Source organism: Dyadobacter sp. HNCC25DJ185 (assembly GCF_056895195.1).
Genome location: NZ_JBXHAR010000009.1, coordinates 167,897 through 186,942, shown reverse-complemented (window position 1 = coordinate 186,942; position 19,046 = coordinate 167,897). Strand labels below are relative to the sequence as shown.

The following is a 19,046-nucleotide window of genomic DNA, read 5'->3' as shown; positions in this document are numbered from 1 at the left end:
ATGCTTTCCCGTGCCCTTAAATGTGCGATTTGGATAATGTAAAGTCTTGCTTCGGGGGACTTGGGGCTAAATCTTCTTCGCGGGGTTGCCAAAGTAGGTAGCCTTGGCAGGCACATTCTCAACCACCACCGATCCGGCGCCGATTCTGGCGTTCTTGCCAATTTCTACACCTGCCACGATGATCGCCCCCGAACCGATAAAAACGCCGTCACTGATTTTTACCCTGTCATTGATTATGGCGCCAGTTCCGATGGTCACAAAATCGCCGATCGTGACGGAAGTATCTACTACAGAAGCAGTCTGGATCAGGCAATGATGGCCGATTTTTGAATTTGCGCCAATCGTTGCCCGGGCACCAATCAGGTTGCCATGCCCAATCACCGCCATCCCGGAAATGATTGCACTGTCGTGAATCGCATTGACGGGCATTGCTTTATGTTGCTCGGTCAATGTCTCTACGAGCCGCTCTCTGACCGAGCGTTCGCCAATAGCCACAAACGACTCACATTTATCTCCGATAATATTGAGGAAATTGCTGTCGTCGGTGTCGCCGAGAACACTTACGTCGCCAAATTCTTTTCCGTGAAGGTCTTTGTGGTCATCCAAAAGACCGTAGACCAATACATTGTTTCTTCTGAAAATATCAAGTGCCTGCATTCCAAGATCACCTGCACCAAAAATTAAGACCGGATTTTCCATATCAATGTTTAAGATTAAAAAGTCTCCATTCACCATTAAGGTTTCAAATGGAAGACAAAAAATAAATCACTGCTAGACATAACAGCGATTTAAGGGCAAAGTTAGCATGTAATAGTTTACAGAAAGGTCACCCGAAAAACGAATGGGCTTCCATAAGGGGAAAGGTTTTGACCGCTATATTTATCAATCTGATTGTTATAGTTCAGATTATACAATGCCGTAAAGTGAACAGCTTTGATAAATTTTCCTCCGATCGGCTGAGAATAGGATGCACCAACCAGCGGGGAACCCAGCCACTGTCGTTTCTGATAAGATCCAACCACGTTCATCGACTCAAATTCCGCAATTAGATTGACCATTGGAAAGACAGAGTACATCAGAAAAGCGCGCCCGCCATAATAAGCGGTATTAATGTCATAATATCTGTAACGGAAATACATTAACGTTGCGCCGATTCCTCCAACCAGCTTTTCAGTAAGTTCATAACCAGCCATCGGCGATAAATTCACATTGGTAACCGTTCCAAAGCTCAGTCCGAAACTTCCTCCCAAGCGAACCCTCTCGATAAAAGGCCGTTGTTTAAAATCCAGAACTGCCTTTTTCTCCTCCAGCTTTTTGTTCTCCACCGGCGGAACCTCCCTTTCCTGGGGCTTTTCCTTGCTGATGGAATCTGGTCTGTAATAGTCGTCCTGCGCCAAAACGGCGGGCGAAATCAGGACTGTAAGCAGAAATATGCAGGATAGGAGGATTTCATTTTTCATCTTAAAATCGTTTATTTTATAATATGGTAACAAGTAACGTATAAATCCGGGATTTTGGTTTACCAGTCGAACAGCGCTTCAAAGCTCCTCTAAACACCCGTTAAAGGCTTATGCATTATCACATTTCGGTATCAGATCCGCAGTCCCACCTTTTACAAATCACTTATACGATTCCAGAAATTAACAGCGACTTCATCGAAATTCAGCTGCCAGCGTGGAGGCCCGGACGATACGAAATTCAGAACTTTGCCAAAAATATTCAATTTATCGAAGCGCTTTCAGAAGCTAACGAGAAACTGCCCTTTCACAAGGTAACCAAAGACCGGTGGCGCGTTGGAACAGAAGGCCAAAAACAGGTGAGTATCCGGTATGCTTACTACGCAATCAGCCAGAATGCGGGGAGCAGCTATGTGGATGAAGAGCTGTGGTATCTGAACTTCATTAATTTTTGCATGTACGTGGAAGGGCGCATTGGTGAGACCTATACCATCAAGCTGGAATTGCCGGAGGCGTATCAGATCGCCTGCGGCCTTCCGCTGGCGGAAAGGAACATACTTCATGCAAAGGATTTTTACCAACTGGTTGACAGTCCCCTGCTGGCTTCCGAATCCATCCAGAAATGCGAGTACCAGGTCCGTGGCATCAAATTCAAGATTTGGATGCATGGTAACCTGCGTCCAAACTGGCGCAGAATTGAAAGGGATTTCCGGAGATTTTCTCGGGAGCAGATTGCGATGATGCGTGAATTTCCAGAAGCCGATTACCATTTCCTTAATTTGATACTCCCCACGGCCTTTTACCACGGCGTTGAGCATCATAATTCTACGATGATCGTTCTAGGGCCGGACGATGAAGGTGAAGGTTTATATGCCGATTTGCTGGGCGTAAGTTCGCACGAGCTTTTCCATGCATGGAACATCATCAGGATACGGCCAGTGGAGATGTTGCCTTATGATTTTACAAAGGAAAACTATTTCCGCACTTGCTTCGTGGCCGAAGGCTGCACAACTTATTATGGAGATCTTTTCCTGAGGCGGGCCGGGGTTTTCAATGATGAGGCCTATATTAAGGAGCTGCAGGTGTATATGAAGAGGCATTTCGAAACCGCGGCGCATGCCACCCAATCATTGGCGGATTCGTCTTTTGACCTTTGGCTGGATGGTTATGAAAAAGGCATTCCAAACAGAAAGGTTTCAGTATATCATAAAGGCGCACTGGTTGCATTGATCCTGGATCTTTATTTAAGAAAAAAAACCAATCACGCTTTTTCATTGGATGACGTGATGCGCCTGCTTTGGGTGCGTTTCGGGAAACCCTTTGTAGGTTATTCACTCGAAGACTATATTCAGATCGTCGAAGAGGTGGCCGGAGAATCCCTGGAATGGTACTGGCACGACTGCATTTTTACAAGCGAGCCTCTTGAAAACAGATTGAATGAGGCACTGGCATTCGTCGGGTTACAAATGTCCACTTTCAGCAACGGTAACATTCAGTTGAATGTGCTGGATGATTTTAAAGCGAAATTACAGAGAGATAAGTGGCTGTCTACGGTCCAGGTTTTAACTATTGAGGAAGAGGAGGAATAGTCCGGTTATTGCAGAATGTTTTTTATTGCTCCTTCAATTTCCGGAAATGTGTATCTGAAATCCGTTTCGTTTTTTATGCGTTCATTGACCAGATAGCTGCTTCCCAGAACGACATTCGCCATTTCTCCAAAAACAAGTCTTAATGCGAAACCGGGCACACCGGGCAGCCACTGTGGTTTGTTCAGAGCTTTACATATTTGTTTGGTAAGTTCTTCATTGGTAACCGGTGGCCAGGCCACCGCATTGTAGGCTCCCTCCCAGGATTCATTTTCTAAAGCCTCTATATACATCTGACAAATGTCATCGATATGTATCCAGGGAATCCATTGCTTGCCTGAGCCAAGTGGCGCCCCCAGTCCCAACTTCGCAGGTGCTGCCATACGCGGCAATGCGCCCCCTTCTCCGGAAAGAACTACACCGGTCCTTAGCTTCACAGTTCTGACCCCTTGGTCTTTGATCAGGTCTGCGGCTTTTTCCCATTCAATAGTGACTTTTGACAAAAAATCATTTCCGGGAAGCGAAGATTCTGTATGTGCTGCATTGCCAGTGTCTTCGCCGTAATAACTACTTCCGGATGCGGATACAAAAGCGACGGGCAAGATGTTTTGCTCCCTCAACTGATTTGCCAGAAAAGCAATTGTATCCGTCCTGCTCGATAGGATTGTCTTTTTTTGCTTTTCAGTCCAGCGGCCTTCGGCTACACTTGCCCCGGCAAGATGGATCAGGAAATGCAGGTTATCCAAAGCCCCGTCTTCCAGATATCCCTTTTCTACATCCCATTCAAAGACCTTAACAGACGGGATATTCTTCCTTTTCCGGCTTAGATAAGCCACTTCGTAGCCCTTATTAAGGAGATTTTTGGTTAAAGATCTTCCGATTAAGCCAGTTCCACCCGTGATCAATACTTTTTTACCCATCCTATATTCATCCAAAAAAGTGTACCAATAAGATTTAAAAAGGTGCCGCAGAGACATCAGTGGGCGGTTCCTGCTCGATCGCTTTGGTAACCCTTGCCACCATACTTTCGACGGATTCGCCTGGCAGGAACTGCATGGGCGGCTTAAAATGGACGGTCAACCTGGTATTACGCTTCTTGAAACGCAGGCCTTTTTTGTCAAAGGCCCTTCGGAACCCATTGATCACTACCGGAATTACAATAGGATGGTGATCTTTAATTAAATGGGCAGTTCCTTTACGTACAGGGGCATACGGCTTTGTTGTCCCCTGCGGAAAACTAACCACCCAACCATGGGACAGGCCCATTCCAATTCGGTCCTGGGCAGAATTATCCAATTGCCTCTTGACGTTTTCACCGTTGGCCCGCCATGACCTTTCGATAGTGATCGCACCGCCCATGCTGAATAATTTGGGTAGGATACCTTCTTTCATCGTTTCTGCTGCGGCAACATAATAGCACCGTGCGCGAGGAGAAAACAGATAAAATGGCGGGGACAGCGTATCTTTATAGCCCCATTTGGCTGCACAGAAAATATGGTAAAATGCAATAACGTCTGCAAAATAAGTCTGATGGTTGGAGAGAAAGAGAACACCGTGATCCGGTAGTTCAAGCAATTGTTCACCTCCAATGATATTGATCTTGTTTACTGCGGTATATCTGTAATAGGTAAACCAGCCCAGTATAAAAATGAGTAATCTCTTAATAAACAAATAGTTGCCAAAGGGATCCTTTTCGAAAAGACCAAATACGTCAAAGCGGATGAGCCAGGGGGGAAGCAGACTGTATGTACTCTTTTTTAAATTCATAGGGCATGTAAAGTATGGAGCATATCAGTTCTGCGTTGGATTAAGGATAACAAACAACTTTTGTACCAATGAATAGGTAATTTATATAGAAGGCGAGTGAATGTAAAAATTTAATTCAAATGGACGTGCTGTCCTGTTCTGCGAATTGGCATGATTCTTTCAGGAATCCAATACTTAAGTTAAATTTGAGGAACTCCAAAGTAACAGTCCATTTATTTTAATTATATGAAAATAAAATTCCAGTTTCACATCCTTACGGGTTTTGTGGCGATCAGCCTGTTGACAGGATGTTCCAAAAATCCTGTCACTGGTAAGAAGGAAATTATATTCATGTCCAAGGAAAAGGAAATTGCCCTCGGCGCGGAGTCGCACCCTGGTATCGTGGCTACAATGGGCATATATAATGATAAAGGCTTGCAGGCATTCATTAACGAGAAGGGGAAGGCAATGGCTAACATCTCTCATCGCCCCGATTTACCCTATCAATTCTTTATTGTAGATTCACCGGTTGTCAATGCTTTTGCTGTGCCCGGTGGTTACGTATATTTCACAAGGGGGATCATGGCACATTTCAATAACGAAGCCGAATTTGCCGGTGTTCTGGGTCATGAAATCGGGCACATTACTGCGCGCCATTCGGCACGGCAGCAGACTACGCAAATATTTGGGCAGGTAGGTTTATTGGCTGGGATGGTCCTCTCGGAGACCGTGCGCGGGCTGGCAGACCAGACACAGCAGGCCCTTGGACTTTTGCTATTGAGCTACAGCCGTGAACACGAAACAGAATCCGATAAAATCGGCGTAGAATACTCCAGTAAGATTGGCTACGATGCCCATCAGATGGCGGATTTTTTCGGGACTTTGAAGAAGATAAGCGAAAAGAGCGGCCAAACGATTCCTACTTTCCAATCGACACACCCGGATCCGGGCGACAGACAAAATAAAGTGGAGAAGTTGGCCACTCAATATCAGACGGAGCATCCCGCCAAGTACAATGTAAACCGGGATATTTATTTGCGAAAAATAGACGGTATTATATACGGCGCTGACCCTAAGCAGGGATTTGTCGAGAACAATACATTTTACCATCCCGAATTGCGATTTCAGCTGCCAGTGCCGAACGGCTGGCAATATGAAAACTCACCTTCGCAATTTCAAATGGCGGCGAAAGATGGAAAATCAATGATGTTGTTTATGCTAGCGCCCGGAAAGTCGCTGGAGGAGGCGGCACAGGCTGTGGCGAAGAATTACAGTTTGCAAGTTTCCGAAAATAATAAGACCACCATCAATGGTAACCCGGCTATTGCAATGGTATCCACACAAGTGGCCCAGTCTCAAACAGGCCAGCAAGCAGCTGCAACTGCGAATTCGTTACAGGTAGCAACCTGGCTGATCCAATATGGCAGCAATATTTATGCAATCCACGGAGTTGCTCAGGCTGCGAATTTTGCGGGCAATCTGAACCAATTCAGGAGTGTGGCACAAGGCTTCAAATCAGTAAATGACCCCAATATCATTAACCGTCAGCCCGAACGTATCCGGATTAAAACGGTTCAGCGTGATGGCACTTTGAGGGACGCTTTGAGAGATTATAACCAAGCTGATAAGCAAATGGATGATCTGGCGATAATCAATGGAATGTCGCTTTCGGATAAGGTAACGAAGGGGATGTTGATCAAGACGCTGAGTAAATAGTTAAAACTTTGTCAGCGCAGTCGAAGGGCCGCTACTAAGAAGCACTATGCATTTTTGCAGGTGCACCTGAGTAGCGGCCTTTCGATTGCGCTCCTGGCTGACAAGTGTGTAAAGCCGCTCGTCCCGCAATTTCTTCCATTCACAAAACTTTTTATTAAAACATTTGGTTGATATGTCAACGCAATATACATTTGTACCATGGTAAATGCAACAATTAACAAATGGGAAAATCTAAGGGAAGAATTAAAGAACTCTCTTCAGTTTAAGCTGGGAGCCGTTACAAAGGTTGTTTTCAAAAAGATGAATGCAGAGCTCATCAATGAAGGTATTCCGGTACTGGCCGAACAACTGCCTATTCTCATGGTTGTATATTTTCAAGTTAATGCCATGACGCAGCAGGACATTGCCAATGTACTTCAAAAGGATAAAGCCGGTATTCAGCGTTCTGTGCAGACATTACATAAAGATGGTTTTCTTAGAATTGAAAGTGACATTGAGGATAAAAGAAAGAATATGATTTCCCTTACGCCGAGCGGGAAGTTTGTCTGCGAGCGTATCCAAACATTAGCCATAGCTTTTAACAATCAAATTATGGAGCATTTTTCAGAAGAAGAAAGGAAGACCTTTATCGGCTTTCTGGACAGGGTGCTCACAGTCATTGAAAAATAAAATTTTTATCATAATGGTTGATATATCACCAGTAGATATGTCAACCATTAAAAGATTAGCCACAATAAATACATGAAAAATCCAATGAATCTAAAACAGATATGGGCGCTCCTCGCTTTGGTGCTGATTGCGGATGCAGCATCGGCCCAAACGACCAAGCTGACCCTGAAAGACTGCATTGCTTACGGGATCAAAAACAATAGCAATGTTAAAATCGCACAGTATAAGGAAAGTGTTGCGAATGAGCAGTCACGCGAGGCGCTGTCTTACTACATGCCTCAGGTTGCAGGTACCGGTGCGCTGGATGACAACCTTAAACTGCAATCGACCGTACTTCCGGGCGCGTTGTTTGGAGGCGAAGATCGCCGGGTTGCGCTGGGTACCAAGTACACGACCAACGTTTCTGCGCAAGCAGATCAAGTGATTTTCGACCAGCAGCTTTTGGCAGGTATCAAAGCAAATAAACCGAACATTGCCAATGCAGAGCTGAACTCACGAAAAACCAAAGAAACGATCATCTACAACATTACAAATGCATATTATCAGGTATTTGTGACAACCGCTCAGATCGATCTTTTAAAGGATAATCTCGATAAAACCAGGCGTATCCTCGAAACGCTGCAACTCCAGCTGGACAATGGCGTGATCAAAAAAGTAGATTACGATCGTACCAAAGTGAGCCTGAACAACATTCAATCGCAGCTAACATTGGCGGAGAGCAATCTGATCCTGGCTAACAACCAACTGAAATTTCAAATGGGCATGCCACTTTCGGAGCAACTGGAATTGACGGACAATCCTTTGAATAAACCATTCAAGCTGATCGAGCCTGGAACATTTGAAGCTTCGAACCTGACCGATTTCAAGATCCAGAATGTGAATATGCAATTGCAACAAATTGAAAAAGATCGTATCAAGGCGGGTTACCTTCCAAAAGTTTCTATTTACGGCCGCTATGGTATGCAGGCATTGGGCAGCCACCTGGGCGAATCCTGGGGAAACTGGTTCAGTTACGGTGCAGTGGGCTTGAAATTGACGATCCCGATTTTCGATAGTTTCAGAAGAGATGCCCAATACAAGCAAGCCGACCTGAACCTGATGACGCAAAGGGAACAGCTGAAACTCAACACGCAGAACTACGAATTGCAAAACAATAATGCGACGACTCAGCTTCAAAAAGCCAAACTCAATCTCGCCAACGACGAAAGTAATGTGAACCTGGCCAAAGAAGTGTACGATGTGACGACGCTCCAATACCGCGAGGGCACCATTCCACTATCGGATTTATTGAATGCCGAAACTTCCTACAAGGAAGCGCAAAGCAACTATATCAACTCCATGCTGAGCTACTACCAGGCACAACTGGGCATCGAGCAATCGCAGGGAACACTTAACGACTTTTATACAGCTCTACCGTAAAATTGAAATATCCATGAAAAGAAAACTCATCATCATCGGTTCTATCGCCATCATTGGCGTATTGATCGGCTTCCGGCTGGTGGCCAATAAATCCAAGATGGACGCAAAGAAAGTAATGCCGGATAACAAGAATATCACAATCCCGGTGACAGCGGTTGCAGTTAAAGAGGGCAGCACAGATCAGCAATTGATCCGCACGGGAAGCCTGATTCCCTTTAAACAGGCAGACATTATGGCGACCTCGGCCGGTAAGGTATTGGCTGTCAAATATGAACTCGGTACCTACGTTTCACAGGGCGCGCCGCTGGTGAAGGTTGATAGTAAATTAAAAGAGCTTTCATTGCAGGCTACGGAGTTGAATATCAATAAGTTGAAAAAAGACACAGAGCGCTACAACAAACTTTTGGCCGGAAATGCGGCGACGGAAGTGCAGGTGAACGATACCAAATATAACTACGAAAATGCGTTGAACCAGGCCGAGCAAATCAAGCAACAGATCAGCGACGCCTCGATTGCGGCACCAATCAGCGGCCGGATTATCAAGAAGAACATTGAGCCGGGCGAGTTTGTGAATGTGGGTACTTCATTGGGAACGATCCTGGATGTTTCACGCCTGAAAGTGCAGGTAATGATCTCTGAAAATGATGTGTATAAATTGAAAGAAGGCCAGCACGTGAAAGTAGGATCAAGCATTTTCCCTGATAAAAAAATCGACGGACTGATCTCCTACATTGCGCCCCAAGGCGACGAATCGCACAATTATCCGGTGGAGATTGTGATCAAAAACTCGGATCAGTTGCGGGCCGGAACATTCGTAACGGTTGAATTCAGCCAGAAAAGCAGCCAGCAGGCATTGATTATTCCAAGAAGTGCATTGGTGGAAAGTGTACGTAATCCTTATGTGTACACCGTCGAAAATGGCAAGGCGAAACAACGTAAGATCGAAGTAGGGCGTGAATTGGGTGACAACATTGAGGTTTTGTCGGGATTGAAATCGGGCGAAACGGTTATTACAACCGGCCAGATCAACCTTAGCGAAGGTGCGGCAGTGAATGTTACCAAATAATATCCACCAGTAAATCAGATTATTATGTCAATCACCGAAGTAGCAGTAAAAAGACCGCTCTTCATCATAGTAGTATTCACGGTGTTGATACTATTTGGTGTGATCAGTTATAAACAATTGTCCTATAATTTGTTACCCAAGTTTGAGGCCAATGTAGTGAGCGTAATGACGACTTATCGCGGCGCGGCTGCGGATGAAGTCGAAACCAATGTGACCAAACACATTGAGGACGCCGTTTCGGCGATCGAAGGTTTGGATCAGATCAATTCAACTTCTCAGGAAGGTGTTTCGTCCGTGATTGTCCAGTTGAAACAGGGCGTGAGCGTCGATTTGGCGCAGCAGGAGGCGCAGCGCAAAGTGGAGCAGGTAATTTCACTGCTTCCCGACGACGCCGACCGTCCAGTCATCAATAAATTCTCCACCGATGAAATTCCGGTTTTGAGAATGGGTGTTACCGCCAATTTGTCGCCGTCGGCACTTTACGATCTGATCGACGACAAATTGAAACCACAGCTTTCCAATGTGACTGGTGTAGGTCAGGTGACGATCATTGGTGGTACCGAGCGTCAGATCCAGGTCAACATTGATCAGAACAAATTGAAAGCATACCGCTTGTCGATTGCTCAGGTCTCTGCCGCGATCAACAATGCAAATACTTCATACCCAGCCGGTCAGGTGAAAACCCAGGAGGATCAGCTTTCGATCCGTTTCGATGCGAAACTGACGACCGTTGAAAATCTGAGAAATGTGATCGTAGGTCGCAATGCGACTGGCGGACAGGTATTTTTGAAAGATATCGCCGAAGTATATGATGGTACTGCCGACGCAACTGCGGTGAACCACATCAATGGTCGCCCGTCTGTGGCCTTGCAAATTCAGAAACAATCCGACGCCAATGCGGTGGATGTGAGTAAGTTAACCCGCGAGCGTCTGACTACTTTGGAAAAACAATATGCTTCGTCAGGTTTGAAGTTCAACATCGCGTCCGACCAATCTATCTATACATTGGCTTCTGCCGATGCGGTGGTATTTGACCTTGGATTGGCGGTTCTGATTGTATCCGTAGTAATGTTGCTATTCCTTCACAGTGTTCGCAGCTCGATGTTTATCCTGGTGGCACTGCCTTCCTCCATGATCCCGACTTTCATTTTGATGAGCCTTTTAGGTTTTTCACTCAATTTGATGACGTTAATGGCGCTTTCGCTGGTGGTAGGTATCCTGGTTGATGACTCGATTGTGGTTCTGGAAAATATCAACCGCCACATGGAAATGGGTAAAAGCCGATGGAAAGCCGCATTGGATGGACGCGCGGAAATCGGTTTCACCGCCCTGGCGATTACGTTGGTAGACGTCGTGGTATTTGTGCCGCTGGCGATGACGCAAGGCTTGATTGGTAACATCCTCAGAGAGTTCTCCCTCGTGGTGGTGTTCTCCACATTGATGAGCCTATTCGTCTCCTTTACATTAACTCCGCTTTTAGCTTCGCGTTTTGGTAAAATTGAAATTTTGGACAAAAACACCCTTTGGGGCAAGCTGAACATTGGTTTTGAGAACTTTTTGGACAGAATCAAAGACGAATACGGCAGAATGTTGACCTGGGTTTTGGGTCACAAAAGATACATTTTCATCCTTGCATTCGCATTGATCGTCGGCTCAATCGCGCTGGTACCAGGCGGTTTCATCGGAGCAGCATTTATGCAGCAAAGTGACCGAGGCGAGCTGAATGTTTCGCTTGAACTGGCGCCGACGGCTTCCATTTACCAGACCAATCAGGTTGCGCAACGGGTAGAAAAACTGCTGTTGGGCAGAAAAGAAGTGACCAAAGTGTTTACCAATGTCGGCTACAGCAGCACCGGTTTGGGAACTACTTCCAATAGTAACATTGCGGATTTGACGGTTCAATTGGTTGATAAAAAAGAGCGTACGATGTCTTCGGAAGAGTTTGGTACTCAGGTTCAGAAGGAAATCCTGCAAATTCCCGGGGTGAAAGTAACGGTTGCACCAACTTCCATTACGGGTAATGCTAACCAGGCGCCGATCCAGGTGGCTGTAAAAGGTACCGACATGGCGGTGATCCGCAAAGTAGCTGCAGAGGTAAAACAAGTCGTGGCTTCGATACCCGGTACTGCAAACGTGGACTACTCGGTGGATGATCCGAAACCGGAAGTAGGCGTGACGCTTGATCGTGAGAAAATGTCGCAACTGGGTATCAATGCTGCCGAAGTTGGTGCTGCATTGCAAACTGCCTTCCGTGGCGACGACCGTTCGAAATTCAAGGAAAAAGGCAAGGAATACGATATTATGGTAACCCTCGACCAGTTCAACCGGTCCAGTGCCGATGATATCCGCCACTTGAGTTTCGTAAACAGCGCAGGTCAGGCATTTGAATTATCTCAATTCGCGACCATCAAGGAAGGTATGGGCGAAAGCGTGTTGCAACGGATCGACCGTTTGTCTTCGATCACCATCAACTCGCAGGTTGTAGGTCGACCATCCGGTTCTATCGGTGCCGACATTCAGGCCAAAATGGCGAGCGTAAAACTTCCTGAGGGTGTTTTCATCGAATACCGCGGTGACCTGAAAAACCAGGCCGACGCATTCGGAAGTCTGGGATTGGCGCTGGTACTCGGTATCGTCCTCATTTACCTGATCATGGTCGCGCTTTACGAAAGTACCATTTATCCATTCGTGGTCTTGTTCTCGATCCCGGTTGCATTAGTGGGCGCATTGACGGCATTGGCCCTGACAATGGAAAGTTTGACCATCTTCTCAATTGTAGGTATGATCATGCTGCTCGGTCTGGTAGCAAAAAATGCGATCCTGATCGTCGATTTTACCAACCAATTGAAAGAAGAAGGCCACGCATTGAAAGATGCATTGATCGAAGCCGGCAAAGAACGTCTCCGCCCGATCCTGATGACCACCATCGCGATGATCGCCGGTATGCTTCCCATCGCCCTCGCCTCAGGCGACGGTGCGGAAGTGAAAAACGGTATGGCGTGGGTAATCATCGGTGGTTTGACGAGTTCGTTACTGCTGACAATCTTCCTGGTTCCTAGTGTTTATTATGTGGTAGATCGGGTTAAAGAGCGATTTGCAGGCCGCAAGAAGAAAAAGCAACGGAAAGAAGAGTTGGTTTTGGAGGCGTAATTCCAGACCTTAAAATGCCAAAATCCCCGGAAGGGGATTTTGTGTTTTCCTGGCCATGTAGTCCGATGATAGCATTGTTGATTCACTGTCATCGGATTTTTTGTTACGGTGCGCTGCACCTTGCGAATGATAGTTTATGGTAGCATTTTTCTACAATCTTTCGGTGCGCTGCACCTGGTGTTTGAAAATACAAAGCGATATTTTTCGGTCTTAGCAATGTTGCATAGACGCATCTCGGCACAATGCAAGGTGCAGAGCACCGCAAGACTTGTAGAAAAAGCCAAATCACATAAATTAGTGCAAGGTGCAGCGCACCGTAACAAAGTAATTCCAAAGGCTTCTCATCGATCTGAACCTCAAAATGCCTTTGGATTCACTTTCTCGCACTTACGCCGCCTTCATCGCACCAATCTTCTGGCAGAAAAACACCAAATCCCGAAAGGTGTAAAAAATGTCCAGCTTGCGCGGGTTGTGACCGGCTTGCTGCTCATACATCTGAAACCCGCTGTAAATCTCCCAAAGGTGCTCCGCCATTTGGGTGGGTGTGTTGAGCTCGAAGAGCTGCTGAATTTGCTCGGCATAAGCCGCGCACTTCGGGTCCGGAGACTCGGAAGCGTGTGTTTTTTGGTTCATTTGTACTGTATTTTAGGGTAAATGGGGAGCCCTGTTTTAGGCGTCCTAATGCTACAGTACGTGCATCCGGGGGCTTTCGCCGGCCCGCGCCATGACAGGGCAGATCGTGTAAGTTTTTCATTTGTGCTGTATTAATAGGAATGCGAATATTCCGATTTTGTGAGGAGAAATGCAAATTGGGGTAGGGGGAGATTTTTGACGAAGACATAGATTTTCGTGATTGTTCGCCTGAAAAATTGTGTTATCTAGCAAGTTGAAAATTTGTTTATGACAGACAAGCAAACATTTCATGGAAATTGGCATTTGCCGCTGCTGAGCGAAAACTCAGTGGGAGGGATTTTATCATTTGACCCTGAGGAAGGGGGCTCACTAGAGCTTTTTGAAAAATTTGCTTCATGGGATCCATTTGATTTCCCCAATGGTGTGGATATAATACAAGGAATGACGGTAGATGGTAAGGAAATAACATTGCTAGAATGTTTATTTACTTCGATTAGGACTGATTCGAAGACGCAAGTGAAGTGCGTGATAAGATTTATTTTGATAGGAGTTCATGTAGATACTATTGAACATCTAAAATTTAATAAGGTTACAGCAGGTATCTACAATCTTGCGGAGTGGGTGGGAGTAACTGGCTTGAATGTACAAGATGAAGTATTAGATAATCGGAAAATAAGAGTGGACTATTCTGCTCCGAAAAATATAACATTTGAAATAGATCAATCCACTCAAGGAAGTTTATCCTTCGACCGTGAGAATATTAGCAGACATAAAGCGCCCTTTGAAATTAACTTAGTGCACACAACTCGACTGGAAATCGTTTGTAATGAACAATTGACCCTGAAAGAAATTCTCAGAAAGGTAACTGCATTTCAGAATTTTATGATCTTGGGATTATATCATCCCACTTATATTACTCAGATATTTATTGGGGGTTTAGATTTTGTGAGGCATTACGAAGGCTTTGGAGACATGCCTAAACAGATTGAAGTTCTTGCTGCCAGTCAGTATCGTGTTGATTCTTTTAAAGCTAAGCGGGACAAATATGAAGTTTTATTCTTATTTGCAGATATCCGAGAACAATTTCCAAATATGATACGAATATGGTATGAGAAGTATGAATTACTTGATCATATTATGTATTTGCTATTTCAACAGTTTTACACTCACCGAAATTTTTCAGATGATTCTTTCCTAAATTTAGCAAGAGCGATTGAGTCCTACCATGAAAGGACTCGCGGCCTGACTAAGATGCCGGAGGCGGATTATAGGAAGTTGAAAGAGGATTTACTGATTTCGTCTGATAACCAGTATCATGATTGGCTTACTGGCGTTTTTGCATTTGGAAATTCGGTGTCACTACATATGCGTTTGGAAGATCTTCTCTCAATATTTGAGAATTCAAGCTTAAAATGGATAGTAATGGATCGAGAACGTTTTATCAAGGAGGTGAAATGGTCTAGAAACTATTACACCCATCTAGGGAAGGCCTTAGAGAAGAAGGCGCTCAAGGGATACGCCTTGTATAAATAAGTTTGAGATTGAAATTAATCTTAGTTGTCACATTTTTGCTTGAGATGGAAATTGATTTGAAAACTATATCAAAGTGGATTGGAAGCAGAACTCATAAATTTATCTAGTCAAAAACCGGAAGATTAGGTGTTGCTTATCTTAAATTTTAAATCCTAACTTTCCCTAATTATCTTCTGAATCACCCCCATCATCTCCCTCAACGGAACAACCTTCACATCCCCGGAAATCACATAACTACTCTTCCCCGGAAAAACAAAATACTTATGCGTGGCCTGGATATCTTCGCAGCCAATACTGAAACCTTTGGTAACAACGGGAGTCAGGGATCTTTTGATTTCGATCGCAATTCTTGTCTGGTGATTGATTTCCAGGACAAGGTCAATTTCTGCTCCGGCTGCGGTGCGATAATAATAGGGGATAACCCAGTCAGGCAAAACCGAAAGCAGGTTTTCAACCCAGGATCAAAAACTGCCCCGATTTTTGACCTGCTCTTCTTCGCCGGTCGATAACTCCTCTTAGCACCGTAAATATTTCCGGCGTTCGCTGAATTTCGTCGAGAATAATGGTTCGGTCTGAATGCGAATCAAAATAAAGTTCTGGTTCACTCAGTTGAGCAATATCGGAAGGTGATTCAAGGTCGAGGTAAATGGGTTCAGGAGAAATCTTTTCGGTAATCTGAAAGGCAAGTGTCGTTTTGCCAATTTGCCGTGGCCCGAAAATGCCTACAGCAGGAAATTGTTTCTAAAGATCAAAAATCTCATTTTTTGCCTCACGCTCTATCATCCTTGTAAATTTAATGTCGAGCGTTAAATTTACAAGGATAAATAAAAGTTCTGTGGATATCGGGTTTAATATTTCTCCCACTTCTCCAAACGTTCATCCCATAACCCCCCATGACCAACGGGTAATGCACTGTCTTGCCCTGATCCTATTGAATATTGAATCCGAATAAATAACACGCTAACCAACCTCCAGATTAGTAATAATTGTAAGCTTTGTCGCTTACTTTTCAAGACTACCTCGTAACATTTAAAGCTAAATCGAAAGAAGTATTAGTAATACCTCCTATTCGAAATTTACTATTCGGTCAAGTTCTCTTCCTTTTTGCCGAGGAATAAACGAAGTCTTCCTTACAGTCATTTTCGAGGATTTTGAGCCGCTTAACGCATTGTTTTGTAGCCTGCAACAAAACAAATGTTTAACTACAAAATCCAGAAAAATGAAATTAGTACAAAAATTATCTATTGGCCTGAGCTTCGCTTGTTTAATGATGATGAGCAGCTGTTCGAAGGAAGATGTGCAAACACCTGAACCAAAAGTGGAGAGCGAGAATACGAATTCGAATCTGAAGACGGAAGCGCTTCCTTGGATTCCGCCGACGAAGGCGTTCACAGGTATCAATATTTTCCCGAACTTCTGGGAAATACGTACGCTCGACAGTGGCGATCCCAACAAATACCCGTCGGGAACCTCCAACTTTTCGCGGCCATGGGGGAATATCTCATTACAATGGAAGGAATCATTTCCGGTCCTTCCTGGTCAACCCTGGAACACATTTGTTACGGTTACATCTTCTACAACGGATAAATCGAATAAAAGTAAGCTGGCCAAAGTTGGAACAACCATACGCTTCCTCAAACCGGGAGCTTATTACTACCTTACATTTTATGTTGCTTCCGCCCGTCCTCAATTGGACGGATCCGGCAAGCTCCCAACTTTTGTCGGCAATTGTAATATTGCTATAAAGAGTCCAAATTCCGGACAAGTTGCGGCTTCTCAATATTTCGATATCAATATGCTGGCGTTCTCACCAAATGTCTGGATTAAAAAGACTATCCTATTTAGGGCATCTAACGAGGAAATGAGGTTTGATTTCAGTGCGACGTCTATTCAGGACGGAAAAACAGCATACGCACACCTTTTTATTGGCCAGGACGCAATTTGGGAGAAAGGGTTTTAGAAGATTTAACTTTGAAGCTCAATATCACAAAGGCCGCCTCAGATTTTCGAGGCGGCCTTTGTTTTTGCGGGGCTAATCTACAATGAATTCTCTTTGGCAATTGCGAGGTAATTCGCACGATCAATCTGTAATAAGTACAATTACCTATCACCCATCTCTATGCCAAAAAGCGGGCACCTCCGAAGAATAAATGAGCCCCTCCGCAGGCTCAATTTAATGGTTATCTTCTTTTTAGCCGACCTTTCTTGTGGTCTATAAAGGAAATGAATGTTTAATTAAAATTTGTAAGAAAATGAGTTTAGTACAAAAATTACCCATCGGTCTGAGCCTGGTTTGCGCCATTATAATGGCCAGCTGCTCCAAGGAAGATGTTCAGACACCGGCACCCAAAGTGGAGAGCACGAGTACAAATTCCAGCCTCAAGGTAGATGCTACTGCTGCACCCTTTCTGGCACCAACAAAGTGGTATATGGGGGTCGATATTCTTCCCGTAAACTGGATCAGGAATAACGTCGGATTTTCTAGCGATATGGTTAAATATCCGACGGGCGTTTCAAGCATGTCGAAGTTATGGGGGGATCCTTCATTACCGTTTGTGCAAAGCTTGCCCCTTATTCCATGGGCTCCATCTACCACCACCTTTATTACGGTGACCACTTCTGGTACCTGGGATAAAACAAGAAAAGCTTCCGTAAAAACCATCATCAAGAATCTGACGCCCGGGAAAAAATATGCTTTTACCGTGTATGTGGCTTCGTCTCTTCCCAAAGCGGTTGCCAATATGCCTGTTGCCACTTTCGCCAAATCATGCCTGATAAGTGTGGGAAAGGTGGCACCTCAGGAGACTGTGGTGGACCTGACCAATTACAAAAACTGCTGGCTTCAGAAAATCATCACTTTCACAGCACTCGGCTCAGAAGTGGATGTTGCATTCTCCGCATCACCTAGCCAGAACGGCCCGTATTCCTACGCGCATCTTTTAGTTGGTGACAATGCGCTCAAAGAAGTGAATTAGTGAAGGTTTGCTGATTGTATTCAAAGCAAATGCCGCACCGGATATTCCAGGGCGGCATTTTTTATTGACCGGTGCGGTCGGTACCAAAAGTAATGATTACCCATCAATCGAAATAACTCTCAAAGCTATTTTTAGTAATAGCTGCTAGGCAAAAAGTACTATTTCACAGTCGGATTCTCTCCCATGCCGCAAAATAACCGCAATTGTCCACAGGCTCATTACATACGCTTTATTCGTCTTGCAAGAGCTTGCTTTGTGGTAAATGAAAAGTAATGTTTAACTAAAAAAAACAGGAAAAAATGAAATTAGTACAAAAATTGCCGATCGGCCTGAGCCTGGCTTGTATTATGATCATGAGCAGTTGCTCGAAGGAAGATATACAGGTACCAGTGTCGCAGAGGGAAGTAAATAATAGTTCTAATTTGAGACAAGGAGGTGTTATAATTCCTTTGCCGCAGATAGCTCCTACAAATAGCGTAGCTGGTATGGACGTTTTTGCGCCAGGTTGGACCAAAAATTTTGGAAGCCTGCCTGCTGACCCCGAGGTTTTGCCGTCCGGAACTTCCACTTCGACAAACTTATGGGGTAATGCGTCACTTCCATGGGCTACGCCTATATCCTCGGCACCAGGTGTTTCTAGTAACTCCGGTATTGTAACCATCACGTCTAACTGGGATGTAACATCAACGAAATCGTCGATTGCCGAAACTACTTTGAAGTATTTGAAGCCAGGAAAAAAATATACAGTAACCTATTACTTGGCAACTACTATTCGAAACGAATCTTTGGGACAGCTGACACCAGCTTATCCCAATAAAGTAATGGTAATTCTGTCAAAGGTTAAGTCAGATCTATGGACTGAAGGTGTCGAAAACATAGTTGAAACAAAGTATTTTCACTTTGCAGATCAGCAAGCAACGTGGGTTAAAGAGACGTTAGATTTTACAGCACCTAGTAGCCAATTAACCCTTAATTTCTGGGCTAAGAGTCCGCAGCCAGATCAATATGGATATTTGAATATTTATATTGATAAGACCTCTTTGGTGGAAGTTAACTAGAATGATATAAAATATCTCCGAGCTCTGTATTTCGAAAA

17 protein-coding genes are annotated in these 19,046 nt (G+C 44.6%); 10 read left to right on the top strand and 7 right to left on the bottom strand.

What is annotated here, in order from left to right:
• Positions 1-66 precede the first annotated feature (66 nt).
• Both AC1XUF_RS24760 and AC1XUF_RS24755 read right to left on the bottom strand, forming a co-directional pair.
• Complete coding sequence (locus AC1XUF_RS24760) at positions 67-699, bottom strand: acetyltransferase (RefSeq protein WP_483344542.1); 633 nt, start codon at positions 697-699, stop codon at positions 67-69.
• A 116-nt stretch (positions 700-815) separates the two neighbouring features.
• Entirely contained in the window at positions 816-1,460 is a 645-nt protein-coding gene (locus AC1XUF_RS24755) for a porin family protein (protein ID WP_483344541.1), read from the bottom strand.
• A 110-nt stretch (positions 1,461-1,570) separates the two neighbouring features.
• Between AC1XUF_RS24755 and AC1XUF_RS24750 the strand changes: the two genes are divergently transcribed.
• On the top strand, positions 1,571-3,046 hold the full coding sequence (locus AC1XUF_RS24750) for a M61 family metallopeptidase (RefSeq protein ID WP_483344540.1): 1,476 nt from the start codon (positions 1,571-1,573) through the stop codon (positions 3,044-3,046).
• Between the two features lie 5 nt (positions 3,047-3,051).
• Here AC1XUF_RS24750 and AC1XUF_RS24745 read toward each other — a convergent pair whose 3' ends face one another.
• Together AC1XUF_RS24745 and AC1XUF_RS24740 are read right to left on the bottom strand one after the other, a co-directional pair.
• Entirely contained in the window at positions 3,052-3,963 is a 912-nt protein-coding gene (locus AC1XUF_RS24745; RefSeq protein ID WP_483344539.1) for a TIGR01777 family oxidoreductase, read from the bottom strand.
• 34 nt (positions 3,964-3,997) lie between these two features.
• Complete coding sequence (locus AC1XUF_RS24740) at positions 3,998-4,810, bottom strand: lysophospholipid acyltransferase family protein (RefSeq protein ID WP_483344538.1); 813 nt, start codon at positions 4,808-4,810, stop codon at positions 3,998-4,000.
• A 225-nt stretch (positions 4,811-5,035) separates the two neighbouring features.
• On the opposite strand from AC1XUF_RS24740, the gene AC1XUF_RS24735 reads away from it, so the two are divergent.
• The 5 genes from AC1XUF_RS24735 to AC1XUF_RS24715 all read left to right on the top strand — a co-directional run bounded on the left by AC1XUF_RS24735 (position 5,036) and on the right by AC1XUF_RS24715 (position 12,809).
• The gene (locus AC1XUF_RS24735) at positions 5,036-6,505 is read left to right on the top strand and encodes a M48 family metalloprotease (RefSeq protein WP_483344537.1); all 1,470 of its coding nucleotides are present in this window, start codon (positions 5,036-5,038) and stop codon (positions 6,503-6,505) included.
• A 198-nt stretch (positions 6,506-6,703) separates the two neighbouring features.
• The gene (locus AC1XUF_RS24730; RefSeq protein WP_483344536.1) at positions 6,704-7,174 is read left to right on the top strand and encodes a MarR family winged helix-turn-helix transcriptional regulator; all 471 of its coding nucleotides are present in this window, start codon (positions 6,704-6,706) and stop codon (positions 7,172-7,174) included.
• 84 nt (positions 7,175-7,258) lie between these two features.
• On the top strand, positions 7,259-8,593 hold the full coding sequence (locus tag AC1XUF_RS24725; RefSeq protein ID WP_483344535.1) for a TolC family protein: 1,335 nt from the start codon (positions 7,259-7,261) through the stop codon (positions 8,591-8,593).
• Positions 8,594-8,606: 13 nt separating this feature from the next.
• Positions 8,607-9,659 (top strand): efflux RND transporter periplasmic adaptor subunit, encoded by a 1,053-nt coding sequence (locus AC1XUF_RS24720; RefSeq protein WP_483344534.1) that lies wholly within the window; start codon positions 8,607-8,609, stop codon positions 9,657-9,659.
• A 24-nt stretch (positions 9,660-9,683) separates the two neighbouring features.
• A complete protein-coding gene (locus AC1XUF_RS24715; protein WP_483344533.1) occupies positions 9,684-12,809 on the top strand; it encodes an efflux RND transporter permease subunit in 3,126 nt (1,041 codons plus the stop codon).
• 387 nt (positions 12,810-13,196) lie between these two features.
• Here the strand turns inward: AC1XUF_RS24715 and AC1XUF_RS24710 are convergent, their stop codons facing one another.
• Positions 13,197-13,442 carry a hypothetical protein gene (locus AC1XUF_RS24710; protein ID WP_483344532.1) on the bottom strand — a complete coding sequence of 82 codons (246 nt, stop codon included), beginning with the start codon at positions 13,440-13,442 and terminating at the stop codon, positions 13,197-13,199.
• Positions 13,443-13,709: 267 nt separating this feature from the next.
• Here AC1XUF_RS24710 and AC1XUF_RS24705 point away from each other — a divergent pair, with 267 nt between their 5' ends.
• Positions 13,710-14,975: an ApeA N-terminal domain 1-containing protein gene (locus AC1XUF_RS24705; protein ID WP_483344531.1), complete on the top strand. Its 1,266-nt coding sequence runs from the start codon at positions 13,710-13,712 to the stop codon at positions 14,973-14,975.
• 152 nt (positions 14,976-15,127) lie between these two features.
• Here AC1XUF_RS24705 and AC1XUF_RS24700 read toward each other — a convergent pair whose 3' ends face one another.
• Together AC1XUF_RS24700 and AC1XUF_RS24695 are read right to left on the bottom strand one after the other, a co-directional pair.
• The gene (locus tag AC1XUF_RS24700; RefSeq protein WP_483344530.1) at positions 15,128-15,409 is read right to left on the bottom strand and encodes a DUF4143 domain-containing protein; all 282 of its coding nucleotides are present in this window, start codon (positions 15,407-15,409) and stop codon (positions 15,128-15,130) included.
• Positions 15,410-15,425: 16 nt separating this feature from the next.
• Positions 15,426-15,650, bottom strand: a complete 225-nt coding sequence (locus AC1XUF_RS24695; RefSeq protein WP_483344674.1) for an AAA family ATPase — start codon at positions 15,648-15,650, stop codon at positions 15,426-15,428.
• A 544-nt stretch (positions 15,651-16,194) separates the two neighbouring features.
• Between AC1XUF_RS24695 and AC1XUF_RS24690 the strand changes: the two genes are divergently transcribed.
• From AC1XUF_RS24690 to AC1XUF_RS24680, 3 genes are all read left to right on the top strand, one after another.
• Positions 16,195-16,935 carry a hypothetical protein gene (locus AC1XUF_RS24690; protein ID WP_483344529.1) on the top strand — a complete coding sequence of 247 codons (741 nt, stop codon included), beginning with the start codon at positions 16,195-16,197 and terminating at the stop codon, positions 16,933-16,935.
• Between the two features lie 292 nt (positions 16,936-17,227).
• On the top strand, positions 17,228-17,950 hold the full coding sequence (locus AC1XUF_RS24685) for a hypothetical protein (RefSeq protein WP_483344528.1): 723 nt from the start codon (positions 17,228-17,230) through the stop codon (positions 17,948-17,950).
• A 299-nt stretch (positions 17,951-18,249) separates the two neighbouring features.
• Positions 18,250-19,008, top strand: a complete 759-nt coding sequence (locus tag AC1XUF_RS24680; RefSeq protein WP_483344527.1) for a hypothetical protein — start codon at positions 18,250-18,252, stop codon at positions 19,006-19,008.
• The last annotated feature ends 38 nt before the right edge of the window (positions 19,009-19,046 follow it).

Bases quoted from the DNA above. Each gene is read 5' to 3' on its own strand.
- AC1XUF_RS24760 (WP_483344542.1), bottom strand. From the start codon at position 699: ATGGAAAATCCGGTCTTAATTTTTGGTGCAGGTGATCTTGGAATGCAG.
- AC1XUF_RS24755 (WP_483344541.1), bottom strand. From the start codon at position 1,460: ATGAAAAATGAAATCCTCCTATCCTGCATATTTCTGCTTACAGTCCTG.
- AC1XUF_RS24750 (WP_483344540.1), top strand. From the start codon at position 1,571: ATGCATTATCACATTTCGGTATCAGATCCGCAGTCCCACCTTTTACAA.
- AC1XUF_RS24745 (WP_483344539.1), bottom strand. From the start codon at position 3,963: ATGGGTAAAAAAGTATTGATCACGGGTGGAACTGGCTTAATCGGAAGA.
- AC1XUF_RS24740 (WP_483344538.1), bottom strand. From the start codon at position 4,810: ATGAATTTAAAAAAGAGTACATACAGTCTGCTTCCCCCCTGGCTCATC.
- AC1XUF_RS24735 (WP_483344537.1), top strand. From the start codon at position 5,036: ATGAAAATAAAATTCCAGTTTCACATCCTTACGGGTTTTGTGGCGATC.
- AC1XUF_RS24730 (WP_483344536.1), top strand. From the start codon at position 6,704: ATGGTAAATGCAACAATTAACAAATGGGAAAATCTAAGGGAAGAATTA.
- AC1XUF_RS24725 (WP_483344535.1), top strand. From the start codon at position 7,259: ATGAATCTAAAACAGATATGGGCGCTCCTCGCTTTGGTGCTGATTGCG.
- AC1XUF_RS24720 (WP_483344534.1), top strand. From the start codon at position 8,607: ATGAAAAGAAAACTCATCATCATCGGTTCTATCGCCATCATTGGCGTA.
- AC1XUF_RS24715 (WP_483344533.1), top strand. From the start codon at position 9,684: ATGTCAATCACCGAAGTAGCAGTAAAAAGACCGCTCTTCATCATAGTA.
- AC1XUF_RS24710 (WP_483344532.1), bottom strand. From the start codon at position 13,442: ATGAACCAAAAAACACACGCTTCCGAGTCTCCGGACCCGAAGTGCGCG.
- AC1XUF_RS24705 (WP_483344531.1), top strand. From the start codon at position 13,710: ATGACAGACAAGCAAACATTTCATGGAAATTGGCATTTGCCGCTGCTG.
- AC1XUF_RS24690 (WP_483344529.1), top strand. From the start codon at position 16,195: ATGAAATTAGTACAAAAATTATCTATTGGCCTGAGCTTCGCTTGTTTA.
- AC1XUF_RS24685 (WP_483344528.1), top strand. From the start codon at position 17,228: ATGAGTTTAGTACAAAAATTACCCATCGGTCTGAGCCTGGTTTGCGCC.
- AC1XUF_RS24680 (WP_483344527.1), top strand. From the start codon at position 18,250: ATGAAATTAGTACAAAAATTGCCGATCGGCCTGAGCCTGGCTTGTATT.